Annotated in this window: 11 protein-coding genes; 8 read left to right on the plus strand and 3 right to left on the minus strand. The window is 53.2% G+C overall.

Annotated features, from left to right (window positions below; translation table 11 throughout):
- Positions 1-154: 154 nt before the first annotated feature.
- Both BLQ12_RS11730 and fumC read left to right on the plus strand, forming a co-directional pair.
- Positions 155-742: a hypothetical protein gene (locus BLQ12_RS11730; RefSeq protein ID WP_092210840.1), complete on the plus strand. Its 588-nt coding sequence runs from the start codon at positions 155-157 to the stop codon at positions 740-742.
- A 402-nt stretch (positions 743-1,144) separates the two neighbouring features.
- Positions 1,145-2,539: a class II fumarate hydratase gene (gene fumC, locus BLQ12_RS11735; protein ID WP_092210841.1), complete on the plus strand. Its 1,395-nt coding sequence runs from the start codon at positions 1,145-1,147 to the stop codon at positions 2,537-2,539.
- A 23-nt stretch (positions 2,540-2,562) separates the two neighbouring features.
- Here the strand turns inward: fumC and BLQ12_RS11740 are convergent, their stop codons facing one another.
- On the minus strand, positions 2,563-3,483 hold the full coding sequence (locus BLQ12_RS11740) for a DMT family transporter (RefSeq protein WP_092210842.1): 921 nt from the start codon (positions 3,481-3,483) through the stop codon (positions 2,563-2,565).
- Positions 3,484-3,596: 113 nt separating this feature from the next.
- On the opposite strand from BLQ12_RS11740, the gene pdxR reads away from it, so the two are divergent.
- Complete coding sequence (gene pdxR / locus BLQ12_RS11745; protein WP_092210843.1) at positions 3,597-4,994, plus strand: MocR-like pyridoxine biosynthesis transcription factor PdxR; 1,398 nt, start codon at positions 3,597-3,599, stop codon at positions 4,992-4,994.
- A 396-nt stretch (positions 4,995-5,390) separates the two neighbouring features.
- Here the strand turns inward: pdxR and BLQ12_RS11755 are convergent, their stop codons facing one another.
- Positions 5,391-7,142 (minus strand): sigma-54-dependent Fis family transcriptional regulator, encoded by a 1,752-nt coding sequence (locus BLQ12_RS11755; RefSeq protein WP_092210845.1) that lies wholly within the window; start codon positions 7,140-7,142, stop codon positions 5,391-5,393.
- Positions 7,143-7,620: 478 nt separating this feature from the next.
- On the opposite strand from BLQ12_RS11755, the gene BLQ12_RS11760 reads away from it, so the two are divergent.
- From BLQ12_RS11760 to BLQ12_RS11780, 5 genes are all read left to right on the plus strand, one after another.
- Positions 7,621-7,998, plus strand: coding sequence for a RidA family protein (locus BLQ12_RS11760; protein WP_092210846.1), 378 nt, complete (start codon positions 7,621-7,623; stop codon positions 7,996-7,998).
- 182 nt (positions 7,999-8,180) lie between these two features.
- Complete coding sequence (locus BLQ12_RS11765) at positions 8,181-9,356, plus strand: YgeY family selenium metabolism-linked hydrolase (RefSeq protein WP_092210847.1); 1,176 nt, start codon at positions 8,181-8,183, stop codon at positions 9,354-9,356.
- Between the two features lie 37 nt (positions 9,357-9,393).
- Entirely contained in the window at positions 9,394-10,656 is a 1,263-nt protein-coding gene (locus tag BLQ12_RS11770) for a M24 family metallopeptidase (RefSeq protein WP_175469685.1), read from the plus strand.
- A gap of 243 nt (positions 10,657-10,899) precedes the next feature.
- The gene (locus tag BLQ12_RS11775; protein WP_092210849.1) at positions 10,900-12,102 is read left to right on the plus strand and encodes a diaminopropionate ammonia-lyase; all 1,203 of its coding nucleotides are present in this window, start codon (positions 10,900-10,902) and stop codon (positions 12,100-12,102) included.
- Positions 12,103-12,284: 182 nt separating this feature from the next.
- Complete coding sequence (locus tag BLQ12_RS11780) at positions 12,285-13,649, plus strand: APC family permease (RefSeq protein WP_175469687.1); 1,365 nt, start codon at positions 12,285-12,287, stop codon at positions 13,647-13,649.
- Positions 13,650-14,233: 584 nt separating this feature from the next.
- On the opposite strand, the gene BLQ12_RS11785 is transcribed toward BLQ12_RS11780, so the two are convergent.
- Positions 14,234-15,730 (minus strand): phosphate acyltransferase, encoded by a 1,497-nt coding sequence (locus BLQ12_RS11785; protein WP_092210851.1) that lies wholly within the window; start codon positions 15,728-15,730, stop codon positions 14,234-14,236.
- Between the last annotated feature and the right edge of the window lie 468 nt (positions 15,731-16,198).

Consider the following 16,198-nt stretch of genomic DNA (forward strand, 5'->3'; position numbering starts at 1 on the left):
GCAACACCAATGCACAAAGCCCGTTTCAGCGACCATCGCGGAAACGGGCTTTTTTATTGTCCGCTTTCGTGAGGTAGTATACAAGCCTTCATACACACAAGACGAAAACGCAGGGTCTCTGAAGCAGGACCCCAAACCGAAGAAAGGCAACCCCATGGAACGTATCTTACAGGCAGCTGAAAGCATGCAGAAAAAGGCCCGGGCGATCATTGAGGAGACACAGCTCATCGACATATGGTCCTCCATCGGAGCAACGATCAACTTGGTCGGCTCGCTTCAAACAGGCCTTCTGATCAACAACCGGGACATCGACTTCCATATCTATTCAACCCCTTTCAGCCTCTCGGGGAGCTTTTCAGCCATGGCACGGCTTGCCGAAAATCCTCGAATCAAGTCCATCTCCTACACCAACCTCATCGAGGCAGAAGACAAGTGTATCGAATGGCACGCCTTTTACGAAGACGACGAAAACCAGTCCTGGCAAATCGACATGATCCACATCATGGAGGACTCTCCCTACGTCGGTTACTTCGAGCGTGTGGCCGAGCGTATCTCCCAGGTGTTGACCCCGGAAACCCGCGAAGCCATCCTCACGATCAAAGACGCCATACCCGCAGAGAAAAAAGTCATGGGCATCCAGATATACAAAGCCGTCATTGCAGACGGGGTGCGGGATGTCGACGCGTTTTGGCGTTGGAAAGACGCCCAGTCCGATGACGGGATCGTGACCTGGGTTCCCTGAACACTGAACAGCCAAAAAAAAAGAGAAAAAGAAAAAGGGGACAGGCTCTTTATGGTTTCCATGAAACGCCTTTCTGAAACTGAATCGCATCAAGGACTAAAAGGCCCTGCCCCACTTTTCCCTTTTATTTTTACCCGGGAAACGCTTACTGCTTACAAAGGGTTCACTATTTGCCTGTCCCTTTAGATTTAGAATTCTCTTTAGAATTACACGATGGCCCACGCGCCGTACCCAGGCTTTACAGAGCGACCCAAGCCGCTGTATAGTGGCATAAAACCATCTCGCCCACATGCATTACACTCCCACACACCCCGTTCTGGTCCGTCTTCCGCACACGCCCCCGGAGTGAATTTTCCCCCGCCCTTTTAAGACTCTGGTTGTCATCCACAAAAGGAGCAAAAAATGTCCGAAACCCGACAGGAAACCGATACATTCGGCCCCATTGCCGTACCGGCCGACGCCTATTGGGGTGCCCAGACCCAACGCTCGCTCCAACACTTCAACATCGGAAACGAACGCCTGCCGCGTGCCATGATCCGGGCCCTGGGCATCGTCAAGTTGTGTGCGGCCCTCACCAACCTCAAACAAAAAACACTCCATAAAACCCTGGCAACGGCCATTGTGGATGCGGCCCGGGAGGTCATTGAGGGCGAACTGGATAGCCACTTCCCCCTGGTGGTCTGGCAAACCGGCTCCGGCACCCAATCCAACATGAATGCCAACGAGGTGATCTCAAACCTTGCAAACAGTCAACTTGGCGGTGCCATGGGGGCCAAAACCCCAGTCCATCCCAATGATCACTGCAACCTGAGCCAATCCTCCAACGACACCTTTCCCACAGCCATGCACATCGCCACCGTGGAAGAGATTCACCACCGCCTCCTCCCCGCCCTGAACAGCCTTCACACCGCCCTGTCCAACAAGGCCAAGGCCTGGGACGGCATCGTCAAAATCGGGCGAACCCACCTGCAGGACGCCACGCCCCTCTCCCTGGGCCAGGAGTTCTCCGGCTACGCCGCCCAGGTACACCATGGGACGGACCGCCTGAAGGATGGGCTCAAGCGCCTCTACCCCCTTGCCCAGGGCGGCACCGCGGTGGGCACCGGCTTAAATGCTCACATCGGATTTGGCGAAGCATTTGCAGCAGAAGTGGCGACCTTTACGGGGCTCCCCTTTGTTACGGCGGAAAACAAGTTTGAAGCCCTGGCAACCCACGACGCCATGGTGGAGATCTCAGGGGTCTTAAATACTCTGGCCGTGGGCCTCAACAAGATCGCCAACGACATCCGATTCCTCAGTTCCGGACCCCGCTCCGGCCTGGGCGAACTCCATCTTCCGGAAAACGAGCCCGGCTCCTCCATCATGCCGGGAAAGGTCAACCCCACACAGTGTGAGGCCATGACCATGGTATGCGCCCAGGTGATGGGCAACCACACCACCGTCACCATTGCTGGGGCCCAGGGCCACTTTGAACTCAACGTCTTCAAACCGGTCATCGCCTTTAACGTCCTGCAGTCCATCCGCCTCCTCTCCGATGCCGCCTACAGCCTCACCCGCCACTGCATCACAGGGATCAAGCCCAACACCCGCCGCATCACCGAACTCATGGAACAGTCCCTCATGCTCGTCACCGCCCTGGTACCTCACATCGGGTACGACAAGGCCGCCGCCATCGCCAAAGAAGCCATGGCCCGGGGGTGCACCCTGCGAGAAGCGGCCCTTTCCAGCGGGTGGGTCACCGAAGAAGAATTCGACGCCCTGGTAAGGCCTGATACAATGATCGGTCCCAGGGAGTAATGAGGTTGCCCAAACCACCCAGCTCAATCCACGCATCCCACATAGAACCTCTTTTTAAGCAAAGTACTGAAGGCAATACCGGCCATCACCATGCCACACCCCAAAAGGTGCCGATGATCCAGCGGCTCGCCAAGGACAAAGGCGGCCAGGAGAACGGAACTGGCGGGCATGGCGGCGGTGGCAACCCCGGCCGCTTCGACACTGACCTTACCCACGCCGTGGGTCCACAGCAGATAGGCCATGGCCGTTGCGCACACCCCGTAGTAGACGAGGGCCGTGCAGGCCTGCAAACCGGGCAGGCTGTGGTGAGCCCTGAACTCCCACGCCGTAAAGGGGCACATCATCGCCAGGCTGATCAACACCAGGCCGAAGGTATTGGTCACCGCAGAAACCTGATGGGCCACCTTTTTCCTGAAAATGGTAAAAAGAGCTTCAGCCACCACCGCCCCAAAAACCAAAAAACTTCCCAGAAGATGCCCCTCTCCCCCGGGCTGGCCTGATGAAAGGTTCAGAACCATCATGCCGGACACCGCAAGCCCCACCCCGACCAGTCCGTACGGGGTGGGACGCTCCCCGAGAAAAAGAACCGCACACACCGTAAGAACAGCCGGAGTGGTTCCCAGGATCACGCCTGCCTGCACGGCTCCGGTATGCTGCAGGCCGTAGAGGGTCAGTACCCGAAATAAAACGATGCCGCACAGGGCCTGCATAAAAAGGGACGCCCATTGCTCAGGCGTCAATGCAACAACCTCATGCCACCGGACAAGGGCGAAGGGCAGCAGCGCAAGAAAAGCCACAAGCAGGGTACTGAAACCGATCATAAAAACCGACAGGGTCCCCGTAAGGGATTTTCCCACCACCACGGAGCTGCCTGACAGAACCATGGCCATAACCAGCTGGGCCATGCCCTTGATCTGTCCGTGAAACGATTTGGGGTAATGCATGAAAGGCCTCCTTTGACGCCAAATGAAAATAAGTGTACCTTACTCCAGCGCAAATGGTTTATTAAAGATCCACTTTCATGACATTTTCATAGGGCCATTTAAGGGAGGCGTCCATGCTCTGGCTGACATTGGATAAGTGTTCAAGGGTTCCCATGATTCGCCAGGTCTATGGCCAGATCAGGCGTCGTATTTTGAACGGAGAGCTCCCTGCGGGTACCCGTCTGCCCTCCAGCCGTGAGCTTTCTGAGCGCCTCGGGGTTTCGAGAAATGTGATTCTGGAAGCCTATGACCTTCTCTATGCCGAAGGGTTTACCGAATCAAGAACCGGCTCCGGCACCTATATCGCACCGGGGAGTGTGTATCCGGAAGCACCTCCACCCCAAGCCCCGGAACCATCGCATATCTCAACAGAAACCGAACACGCCGCCGGGGTGATCGATTTCAAATCGGGGACGCCGGACCTTCGCCTTTTCCCTGCCCGCACCTGGCTCTCCATGTTGAAGCGGGTCTACGCCAGACCATCCGAAGAGGTGCTTGCCTATGGGCAGCCGGAGGGGCGCATGGAGCTTCGGGAAGCGATCTGCCGCCATGTGGTGGAACGTCGGGGGGTCTGCTGCCACCCGGATCAGGTGATCATCACCTCGGGAACGACCCAGGCCATCGGTATTGTCTGCGCCCTGTTGCTCCGAAAACAGCGGGAGGCGGTCCTCGAAGACCCCATTACCCTGGATATCCAGCACATAGTCCGGGGCCATGGCGGCGTAATCCTCCCGGTGCCGGTGGATGGTTCAGGCATCATCACCGAGCGACTTCCACAGGGCCCTTCCCCCGCCTTTGTTTTCGTCACCCCGTCACACCAGTTTCCCCTGGGCGGAACCCTGCCCATTCAGCGGCGCATCGACCTGCTGCATTACGCTGATGCCAAAGGGGCCTTCATCGTTGAGGACGATTACGACAGCGAGTTTCGCTTTGACGGCCCGCCCATCAGCTCCCTGCACGGGCTCTGCCCGGAGCGGGTGATCTATATCGGCACCTTCAGCAAAACATTTTGCCCATCCATTCGGACCGGCTACCTGGTGCTGCCAAAGGAGCTCATCGCCCCTGCCCGGACCCTGAAATGGCAAAGCGATCTCCACAATGACACCGCATCCCAGCTTGCCCTCGCCGAATTCATAACCCGAGGGCACTACCTCAGGCACATCTCAAAAATGAAGAAACTCTACCGTCAGAGACGCCTGGCCACCGTAAATGCCCTCACGGATGCCTTCGGTGAAGGCGTGTGCATTTTGGGAAGCGAAACAGGCCTGCACCTTTCGGCCCGGTTCCAGAAAATCTCCTTCACGAAAAAACGCCTTGCCCGCATCGAATCCCAAGGGGCCCGCGTCTACCCCGTCTCACACCACAACATCGTACAGGGACAACACCGGGACACGCTGGTGATGGGCTACGGGAATCTCGACCCGGATATCATCAGGCAAGGCATCGGGTTATTAAAGGATGCCTTGGGGTAAAGGCGATAAAAAAAGCCTCCGGCGGCAAGGTGTGCCACCTTGAAAGCGGCTTACCGATGCGCTTTTCCCCTCGTCCCTCGGGTCAAATCACATCGGCATCTTGGGAAATTGTACGTTTACCTCCTGCACACCAGCATCGCCTTTGACAGAACAGAAATCCTCCGACACACCAACCACCAGAATGCTCATCTTGAAGTTCTGAAGTTGAAAGTGCCTGTCCCCACTGACACTCACCGACACCACGGACTCTCTTTCAAGTCCCATGGGTCCGATGGTATATACCCGTATCACCTCCATACGCCGTCACCCTTGGCGGCTGACTATCAAAAAATCAACCTGAGACATTATTTGCCTGTCCCCACCGAATTTTCACCTTTCGCCTTTTGACCTCCCCCCCTACTCAATCCCATACTCCCTGATTTTCCGGTACAGGGTGGCCACCCCGATGCCCAGGGCCGTGGCAGCCGTGCGCTTGCCCTTGGTGTCGCTGCCGAAGCGCTTCACGGCCTCTGCGATGACATGCTTCTCCACCTCCTTGAGAGGAAGGACGGGGGTCTCGGAAACACAACAACCGCAGGTGCAGGTCTGGGGGGTGTCGATAATTCTGGGGGGCAGCAGGGAGTCGCCAATGATGCCGTCTGCAGGCATCATGTTGACCATAAACTCGATGATGTTTTCAAACTCCCGTACGTTTCCGGGCCAGGCATAGCCGCGAAGCCGGTCCATGGTGGAGCCTTCGATTCGCCTGAACCGCTTGTTGAACCGGCCGCTGTACTTGGCCAGAAAATACTCGGCCAGAAGGTCGATGTCTTCGGGCCGGTCGCACAAGGGAGGAATATCCAAAGGGATCACGTTGAGGCGGTAATAAAGATCGCTCCGGAACATGTTTTTTGAGATGAGCTCCGACAGGTCGTCGTTGGTGGCGGCGATGACGCGGATGTCCACGTCGATGGGTTTGTTTGCCCCCAGGCGCTCGACCTTGCGCTCCTGAAGCACCCGGAGGAGCTTGACCTGGAGATACAGAGGCATGGAGCTGATCTCGTCCAGGAAAAGCACCCCTTTGTGGGCCAGTTCGAATTTACCGATGCGTCCCCCGGGACTTGCCCCGGTAAAGGCCCCTGAGGTGTACCCGAACAGCTCGCTCTCAAGGAGGGTGTCGGGGATGGCCCCGCAGTTGATGGCCACAAAGGGCTGCTCGCGCCGATCGCTCTCATGGTGAATGGCCCGGGCGAACATCTCTTTGCCCGTGCCGCTCTTGCCGCTGATCAGCACCGTGGAAGACGAGGTGGTGATGGCCATCACCTGCTCCTTGAGGCGCCGGATGGCAGGAGACATCCCGAGGATGGCGTCAAGACCCTCGCCGGCGGCAGACGAGGTAAGGCTGGACATCTTCCGGGTAAAATCGGTCTGGGTCTCAAAGAGCATCACCCGGGAGAACCTCGGATCGTCCTTCTTCAGGTCCACCACCTGCCCCATGATCACCAGGTGGTGCTCCCCGAAGTGGAGTTCGTACTCTTCGGCTTCGCCCACAGTGTTGCCGGTGGGAATCAGCTGCACCGACACGGTATCACCTGGGCCCTCGATGCCCAGCTCCTTTCTGGCGTGGGCGTTGGCGTAGGTCACGCTCCCGTCGGCCCCGAAGACAAACATGCCCTCGGCATGCACATCCATCACCTGCCTCAAGACATCCAGGGTCTGCGTGGTCTCCGTAATGTGGTTATAATCCTCGGCCTTGGCGGCAATGAGGTCCGCCATCATAGAGAGGAACGCCCCGTAGTTATTCCTGTTCTTCAGGATGGTCCGCTTGTCCTGCTCTGTAAAACAGATAATCCCGATCACCCCGAGGGCCTCCCCGTCACGCAAAATCGGGGAACAGAGGGTAAGCTTCTCCTCGCACCCCTCCCTGTTCTTGCAGTTAAAGCAAATGGGATCGTTCTTCGGGTTGTCGATGCACACCGGACGGCCGGTCTTCAATGCATGGCGATAGACCTCCCCTTCATCCTCGATGCTTTTTCCGTCCCCTTCCGCATACCGGCCCGTGCCGGCGATACGTTTCAGGTCTGCACCCACCACCTCCACATCAATGCCCACCACCACAGCGATGACATGGGCAAACTTCCTGATGGACTCTTCAATCGCGTAAAGCACTGTGATCCTACCCTTTCCTTATTTATGGGCGCATGCACCAAGTTTTTACTGAATTTACAACCCGCAACGCAAATTCACACCCCCCAGCGCCCTGTAACCTCACTACTGAACGCACCTCATGCCAACAGCTTCAAGTGCATGAGCCTTGAATTATCATTTTGATAGCAACTTCACACTAAACCACCCGCAGAAAGACATATCACCAATCACCGAGAATCAGAAGACATATTGAAAAATAGCCATCTCCCCCCACGAAGCAGATCCAGAACGCACTGAATTATCATTCCGGGAATTATTATCAAAGCGATAATGATTATATCGATCACTCCGGTCAGACAAGAGCGACTATGGCTAAAGAAAGAAATTCATTTTCGATAACTTACAAACTAATTATCATTTTTGGCCCACGACTTGCTTTTCATCGTTCCCATCACAAAAACAAAATCACAGATCAAACGTTGTTGACCAGGAGGAATGAATGAAGAAACGAATCATCTGCTCACCGAATGCCCCCAAGGCCATCGGGCCCTATTCCCAGGCCGTCATCAAGAGAGACACCCTGTATGTCTCCGGCCAGCTCCCGGTAAACCCCGAAACAGGCACACTGGCCGAGGGGATCGAAAACCAGACGCGTCAGAGCCTTGCCAACATCAAAGCCATTCTGGAAACCGCGGGCACCGATTTTTCCCGCGTCTGCAGAGTCGGTGTGTTCATGACTGACCTAGCCGACTTTTCCGCCATGAACGAAATCTACGCCACATTCTTCGACGGAGACTATCCTGCACGCTGCTGCGTACAGGTGGCCGCCCTCCCCATGGGAGCCGAAGTTGAGATAGAAGTAACCGCTGATGTGTAAGGGCCATCCATGACCACACCCGCGAATAAAACATAAAAAAAGAGGCTAAATACTTTTCTAATAATGGGGTGTAGTTTTCCATGGCTTGTGTGATAACTGAAAAGCGAATGTGATTATTGCGACACGCCCCTGCAACTCAAAACGTCTTTGAACTTTTTACACTGTTAAATTGAAGGGTAATCATGGATGAGCTAAACCGTATTTGCAAAGACTACGAAAATGAGATCACAGATTTTTTAAGAAAAATCATTTCTATACAAAGCTATACCGGCGAAGAAAAAGAGGTTGCCAAGACCATAAAGCAAACCATGGAGCAACTGGGGTATGACGACATCATTGAAACCGAATACGGCGATGTCATCGGTGTGCTTGGGGACGGGAACACAACAATCCTCATTGACTCCCACATGGACACCGTCGTCGTTAACGATGCGGATCAATGGAAACACGATCCTTTTGGCGGCGACGTAGTAAACGGGAAAATGTATGGCCGCGGAGCATCAGACATGAAAAGCGCCATCGCCTCCTCTGTTTACGCAGGGTATTTTGCAAAAAAAATGGGCCTCCTGACTGGAAAAACCGTATACGTGTCGGCCTCCGTAATGGAAGAAGACTTTGATGGTTTTGCACTAAAAAACATCATTGAAAAGCTCCCCAAAAAGCCCGACGCAGTGGTTATCGGAGAACCGAGTGACAGGCAAATTGCGCTTGGCCATAGAGGCAGAGCGTTGCTTGAAGTCCACACGAAAGGCGTATCATGCCACGGAAGCGCGCCTGAAAATGGTGTAAATGCCGTTTATGAAATGTCGGAAATCATTCAAAGAGTCAATGAGCTCAACAACACATTATACAAAAATGAGGGCCAGCACGGCTCTGTGGTACTGAGCAAAATCGAAAGCACAGCGGTGTCGCTAAACGCAGTACCTGATGAATGCACCATTTACCTTGACCGCCGCCTGGCAAACGGAGAGACATTTCAAGTTATCGAAAAAGAGATGAATACCCTCATAGAGGGCACAAAGGCATCTTGGAATGTCTATGACGCCCTGGGCAGAAGCTATACCGAAAAAGAATTTGCCATGCACAGCTTTATGGAATCCTGGGCCATGGATCCCGAAGACCCCATCACCGTCGCAATGAAAAAAGCATTCGAGGGCGCAACCGGGGAAGGCTCAAAACTTTTTCACTGGAATTTCAGCACAAACGGATTTGCTTCAACGGCCAAAGGAATACCGACAATCGGTTACGGCCCCGGCATCATGAAATGCTGCCACATGAAAGACGAACATTGCGAAATGAACGATGTGTTTGACGCAACTCGAATCTATGCAAAATTCATAAATGAGTTCAATAACTAAACTTATAAAAACAGCTAAGTTAGTGAGGAGAGCAATTATGAAATACGAAGTTAACGGAACAATGAGAAATGTACCTTTCGCTCAAGAAGAGTATGATGCACGACTGGCACACGCAAAAAAAATCATGCGCGAAAACGGTGTCGATATACTGTTTTTAACTTCACCTGAAGCTCTTTACTATTTTTCCGGATACAAACTGAGCTGGTACAGGGTCAATTCCAAAAAGCAGTGGAATTACTATGTCCCCGCAAGTATTGCGATCCATGTTGACCACGATGACTTTGCCTTTATGGATGTGGCAGGCGAAGAGGCTGACGTTTGCGAAGACACCGTATCAAAGGATATCCGTATCTTCACGCATGCCGGTCGCCCCACCTACGGAATCAGCGGCAATGCAGGCACTATCCCCCTTGGCGGGACCCTCATGGGCGCCATCGCAAAAAACCTCAAAGAATCAGGGTGGCTGACCGGAAAAGTCGGCATCGAATCCGAAAAGCACGGCCTCCATATCACAAAGTTGATTAACAATGCCTTTGTTGAGGAAGGGACAGAAACATTTAATGCAAGTGAGATGTTTGACATTATCCGCCAGATAAAGTCCAAGTCCGAGTTAGACTACATTGTAAAATCAGCAAAAATTGCCGATGTCGCGATGGATGCGGTCAAAGAGTATCTCAAGCCCGGGGTTACTGAAAATGAACTCTATGCTTATGCTGCCTACAAGATGTCCCTTTCAGGTGGTGAACTTGCCGGATGCGCATTTATCCATGGCGGCAACCGCGTATTGCGCGGCCACAACTTCCCATCCCACGAAAAACTCGAGCAGGGAGACGTCGTAATCGTCGACCTGTTCGGTTCACACCAACGCTACAGCTCTGATTTAAGCCGTCTTTTCACCATTGGAGACTTGGACGCGAGCCGATACACGGACGATCAGATTGCTTTCTTGCGCCTTGCAGAAAAATACCACCCGCTTATCCGAGAAAAGGTCCAAAGCATCCTCAAACCCAATATGCTCATCAATGATTTCACAGGTGAACTCAAAGAGTTTTACAAGGAATTAGGCATTTGGGGCAAACAGTTCTGGCTTGGCGGTTATGACATGGGCATCCTCTGGCCTGGCGACTGCTGTGGTGGCGCAACGGTCTACGATGCAGATATGGACAAAAAAGATCAGCGCTTTGTCCCGGGGACAGCCGTTAACTTTGAAACAGGTTTCTGGGTAATTGACACACTGGTCTTCTATGAAGACAAAGCGATTATTGCCGGTGACACACCCTGGGACATCGTCAGCGTTTAACCCGGATTTTTCATGAGAAAGGGTATGCGTCTATCTCAATCGTCAAGGAATTGTCGACGGATAGAGGTAGGCGTATACCCAGCGCAAACAGCCTTATCCCCAGGCCAGAAGCCAGGCATCATCGGCCACGCCGCATGATCAATACAAGACATAAAAACCCATTCAAGGGCCCGTACCACGAACCATGTACCAGTCAATCCGGTATCGGGCCTATATTACAGATGACAAATTGAGGTTACGTTAATGAGTTACAAGAAGTGTGGCTGTGAATTTTTTGCAGCTGATTGTGCAGGAAAAACCGATTGCGATCTTTTTACCCCTGAAGTTGCCAAAAAAGTCAGGCGGTATGCGAAAACATTGGAGCAATACGAACCAACCCCCCTTGTTGCCCTTAATGAGCTTTCAAAAGAACTGAACGTTAAACATATTTTTGTCAAAGACGAATCATACCGCATGGGTTTGAAGGCGTTTAAGTCCATTGGCGTTGTGTATGGTGTGTCCAAGGTTCTTTGCAAACATTTGGGAGTAAACATCGATGACATTGATTTCGATTACTTTCTGAAGCCCGAAGTCAATGCCAAAATCAAAGATATTGTTTTGATTGCAGCCACGGACGGCAACCATGGCAAAGGCCTGGCCTATGCCGCCAAATTAATCGGCTGCCAGTGCTATATCTACATGCCTTCACAGACAGTTCCTGCGCGAGTCGAAGCCATCGAAAAGTTGGGTGCCGAGGTTACAGTCACACCTCACAACTATGACGGAACGTTGAAGCTTGTCATTGAAAAAGCAGCGAAAATGGGCTGGTGCCATGTCCAAGACCAGGCATGGGAAGGTTACACAGAGACAACCAACTTTATCTCACAAGGCTACACAGCCATTGCGGATGAAATCAGGGAGCAGTTAGGTGAAACAAAGCCAACACACATTATCCTGCAAGCAGGCGCAGGATCATTTGCAGTTGGTATTATGGCCTACTATTCAACTCTGATGGGCGAAAACAAACCCCACATGACCATCGTTGAGCCGGACACAGCAGGGTGTTACATGCAGTCCGCGTTGGCAAATACATTCACAACAGTCGATGGTGACCTGGCAACCATTATGGCCGGATTATCCGTTGGTGAACCGAATATCTTCGCTTACACCGTCCTGAAAGACATTGTTGACTACTATATCACATGCCCCAACGAATTTTCAGCAACAGGCATGAGAATATTGGCAACCCCCATGGGCAGTGACACAAAAATCACGTCTGGAGACTCTGGTGCGGTTTGCCTTGGCGTTACATACGGCATCTGCACAATGGATGCATTAAAAGATATCCGCGAAGAGATGAAACTGACAAAAGACTCTGTCTTATTGTTCATTAGCACCGAAGGGGATACCGATCCTGAAATCTACAGAAACATCATATGGAATGGAAGTTACCCATTGAGCGCGTAGACAAGCCGTAAACTTCTCATAGAGTTTGACAAGCAACACATACCACTACAGTGCGACGTGCACCCGACATTGACATTGATCTATCTGTTCATCTATTTGAACCGATAGAAAAATTGAAACGCCGGGTGCGCAAACTCAAATGTCGGGTGCAATATAGCCCAGCAACACAAGGAGAAATGCAATTGAGTAGCTCATTAGACACAAGTCAGGGAAATGGTACGCTAGGCAAATGGACACTCTTGGCTATGGGTGTTGGCTGTACCATTGGCGCTGGTGTATTCTCGCTGGTAGGTCAGGCAATCGGCATCACCGGCCATTCGCTTTGGCTTGCCTTTGGTTTGGCTATTATTCTTGGTTTTTTCTACAACGTACCAATGCTTTTTGCAAGTGGGTCACTGATCATGGACGGCGGCCCCTACGCCCTCATTAGCACCATTTTGGGCAAAAAATACGCCGGCATGTATGTTGTGAGCTTCTTCCTGTATTTTCCTACAGTTGCAATATACGCTATCTCCCTTGGGATCTACGTTCACTCCGTTATCCCGGGCCTGCCCGTCAACGTTGTTGCGATCATTGCATTGACAACGTTTTACATCGTCAACCTGTTTGGAATGGACACATTGTCCAAATTCCAGAATATGATGACCGCCGCCTTGGTCGTAGGCGTTGCGACATTTATTCTTATCGGGTTGGGACATATTGACTTCACGTTGCTGTCGAGCGTTTCTAACCCCGACTTTTTAGCAAACGGACCTAAAGGCTTGTTTCAGGCTACTTGTTTGCTGTCCTTCTGTACGTATTGTCAATACTACCTCATGTTCTTCAGCAGGCACGCCAAAAACCCCAAGAAAGACATTGCCTTCGGCATGTTGGGCACAACCATTGTTATCGTATTCGTATACTTAGGGGTTTCTGTTGTCGCATCCGGAGTCCTCCCTATCGAAGCGGTTGCCAATCAACCCCTTACATACGTCGCAAAAAAGATTCTTGCTTCACCGATTTTTGTATTTTTCATCATTTGCGGACCTTTCATGGCCCTTGCGACAACCATTAACAGCGTGTACGCCGCCTACGTTCAGCCTCTGTATTCAGCTACCCAAGACGGCTGGTTCCCCGAAAGCTTTGCTGCGACCAACAAAAAAGGCAGCCCCTGGAAGATCCTGACGATTTGCTGGGCATCTTCGATGCTCCCGATTGTATTGGGATGGGACGTCAGCACCATTGCAAACACCTACCTTTTAACCGACCTTATCCTGGGTGTTTTCCTGGTGGTTTCAATCGCCCAAATCCCCAAAAAATACCCGGGCGCCTGGGCAAACAGAGAATTTGGCAGAAAAATCCCGACGTGGATATTCTATGTGTCAGTGGGCCTTGCCGGTCTTGTTCAATGCATCATTATCTACAACTCAATTACATCCATCAAACTCTACATCGTCGTTATTACGATCATAGCGTTTACCACGGGTGTGGTTTATGCGATCAAAAAAGAAAAAGACCATAACGTAAAGTCTCCCATGCTGGATCTTTCCTTGGAAACGAATGATTAACCCACTTGCCCTTGCCCCGTCGTCCCTTAAAACGATGGGGCGGGTCAGGTCGTCACTCAACCGTTAAGAACCAAGCATAGGTGCGAACGTCCTTATGGCACTTTATAGTGCTGCCACGCTGGGATACCCACTTCCATAATTCGAGGAGGGCATCCCAGGGTAAACCAACTTCGGCTTCCTTCTGCCCAGAAAAAAATCCATGGACATGGTGGGCGTCTCCGGGCTGAAAGTGCACGTACTGGGCATCATCGCCCGAACCCGAACCAGCAACATCTCACACGTTTCGGCCCACCGCACGCCCGTGGTGTCAGACGCAAAGACCACAGGCAGCGACCCGGGACGCGTGATCCGGATGAAATATCAAAATAGCCTTACCTCTGAAAAACCGAGCACATTGCCATTGCGAGGCATTGCCTCCTCAAAAAAACGAAAGCCGCCGCGCGTTGACCCTTTGCCATGTCAACGTGCGGCGGCTTTCATCTTTCCTCGTGAAGCACCATTAGACCCACGTCACCCATTGCAAAACAGTGAGGGGGCCGCACCCCACGATTCGCGGGCCCGGAGAGTGCGCCGTGCGCACCGAATTACGAGCTTCTCTCCTCAAGCCAACGTGAATACAAGGCCGAGGCACAAATCGTAAGAAACTTCACGATATCCGAATCCGAGCGGGAGGTAAGGATAATGGGGGCCGAGGCGCCCAGGACCACGTTGGCCACTTCGGCGCCCATGGTCATGGCCCAGCTTTTGTAGAGAATGTTGCCGGTGGCGATGTAGGGAACCACAAGGATGTCCGCCTTGCCGGCCACGGGGTCGCCGGTGATGCCCTTGGCCTTGACAAAGCTCTCGTAGAGGGCGAGGTCGTAAGAAAGGGGCCCGGCAACGTCGGCGTCCTCCCATGTCATCTCCGAAAGGTTCCGTTCAAAGACGGTGGTGGGGATGCTGTCGGTGGGGACTTCGTTGGCATCCAGCAGGGCCACCTTGGGACGGGCCACGCCCAGGGACCTGGCCACATCGATGGCGTTTCGGACGATATCCACCCCGCTGGCCACGTCGTCTCCCACAAAGAGCTCGGGGTTAATGCCGGGGTCGGTGAGCATGAGGAGGCGGTCCACGCCGGGAACCTCAAAGATCCCCACCAGCGAAAGCCTGCGCCCCGTGCCGATGCCCTGGCTGCGGTTTAATATGGCCTTTAAAAAGGCGTTGGTGTTCACCTTGCCCTTCATGATCATGTGGCCGAGGCCCTTGCGGATGATGTCCACACCGGCCCGGGCCGCCTCCAGCTCAAAGGCGTCTCCCTCGGCTGCAACCTCCACATATTCGTAGGCGGCGGGAAATCGCAGCTCTCCTTGGCACCGTTCATCGATCCAGGCTCTTTTGCCCACGAGGTAGGCCTTGTCGATGATCTCCTCTTCAATGGCGATGTTGATGGCGGAGATGGCCGTCTTGTCCGGCGAGATCACCACGATATTGCGACGGGTCAGAAGCTTGGCCGCTTCGATGATGGCCTTCATGCGCCGACCCCGTGTGCGGTGGACCATGGACTCGCCTTTGTAGATGGAAGAGACCAGCACCACTTTTTCCGTTACGGCGTTCACCGAGTGGGGAAGGCTGGAATCAAAATAGAAACTGTCCCCCTCTTCCAGGATATTCACCTCACCGTCCACCACGATTTTAAGGGTCCCTTGGGTGATGAACAAAAACTCCTCGCCATCGTGACGGCTGACCTCCACCTCGGCATCGTCCCGCCGGTAGATGGTCACCAGAAAGGGCTCCATGCTCCGCCCCACATAGGAGGGCGCCAGGCTCTCATAATCCAGGGTACGCTCATTTCGGACCACCACGCGATCGGCAACCGAGGTCTTGATTGCCTTTCGCTCCCGGTACTCCTTGCCGTGAAGAAGGGCAGGAAGATCGGTTTTCAAGAGGGTGGCGAGCTTAAGAAGATCGGACACCCCCAGGGACAGCTCCCCGTCCATCAGCTCACCAAACCGCCCCGCGCCCAGGCCCAGAATCTCCATGGCCTCCGCCTCGGAGACCCCTTCACGCGCCATGTACCGTTTCAGGTGCTTGCCAATATCCATATCGCCCTTCCTGTTTATTTAAAAAAAAACATGTAACTATTCAGCTCAATAACGTCAGCTCAAAAAAGCCTCCGGCGGCCCTGCCGGGGGCCAAACTTTTAAAAAGTTTGACAAACTGGTCTTTGGTGAGCCTTCCCAGGCTTCGCCCGTGACCATCAATAACCTTGATTCGATGTTCGACGTGGCGTCCCGAAAGGCACGTTTTGCTTTATAAAACCACCAACCGCCAGCCGGGATAAGTGACACTCTCAATCGTCGCTACCTGTTCACCCTGTGAAGCGCGCTGGTTTTGGTGCATAAAATGCACCCTACGCATTGCGGTGCTTCCAATGCCGTCACCGGCCCCAAAACCTGTGTACCCGAGCTGGCTCGAAAACGCCACCATAGCTCAACGACTCCCGCCCCATGGCCTATTTTACCTGATTTCCCTCCGCATTGCAGTGCGTCCAATGACGCCACCAAAGTCCA

Source organism: Desulfoluna spongiiphila (genome assembly GCF_900101345.1).
GTDB lineage: Bacteria > Desulfobacterota > Desulfobacteria > Desulfobacterales > Desulfolunaceae > Desulfoluna > Desulfoluna spongiiphila.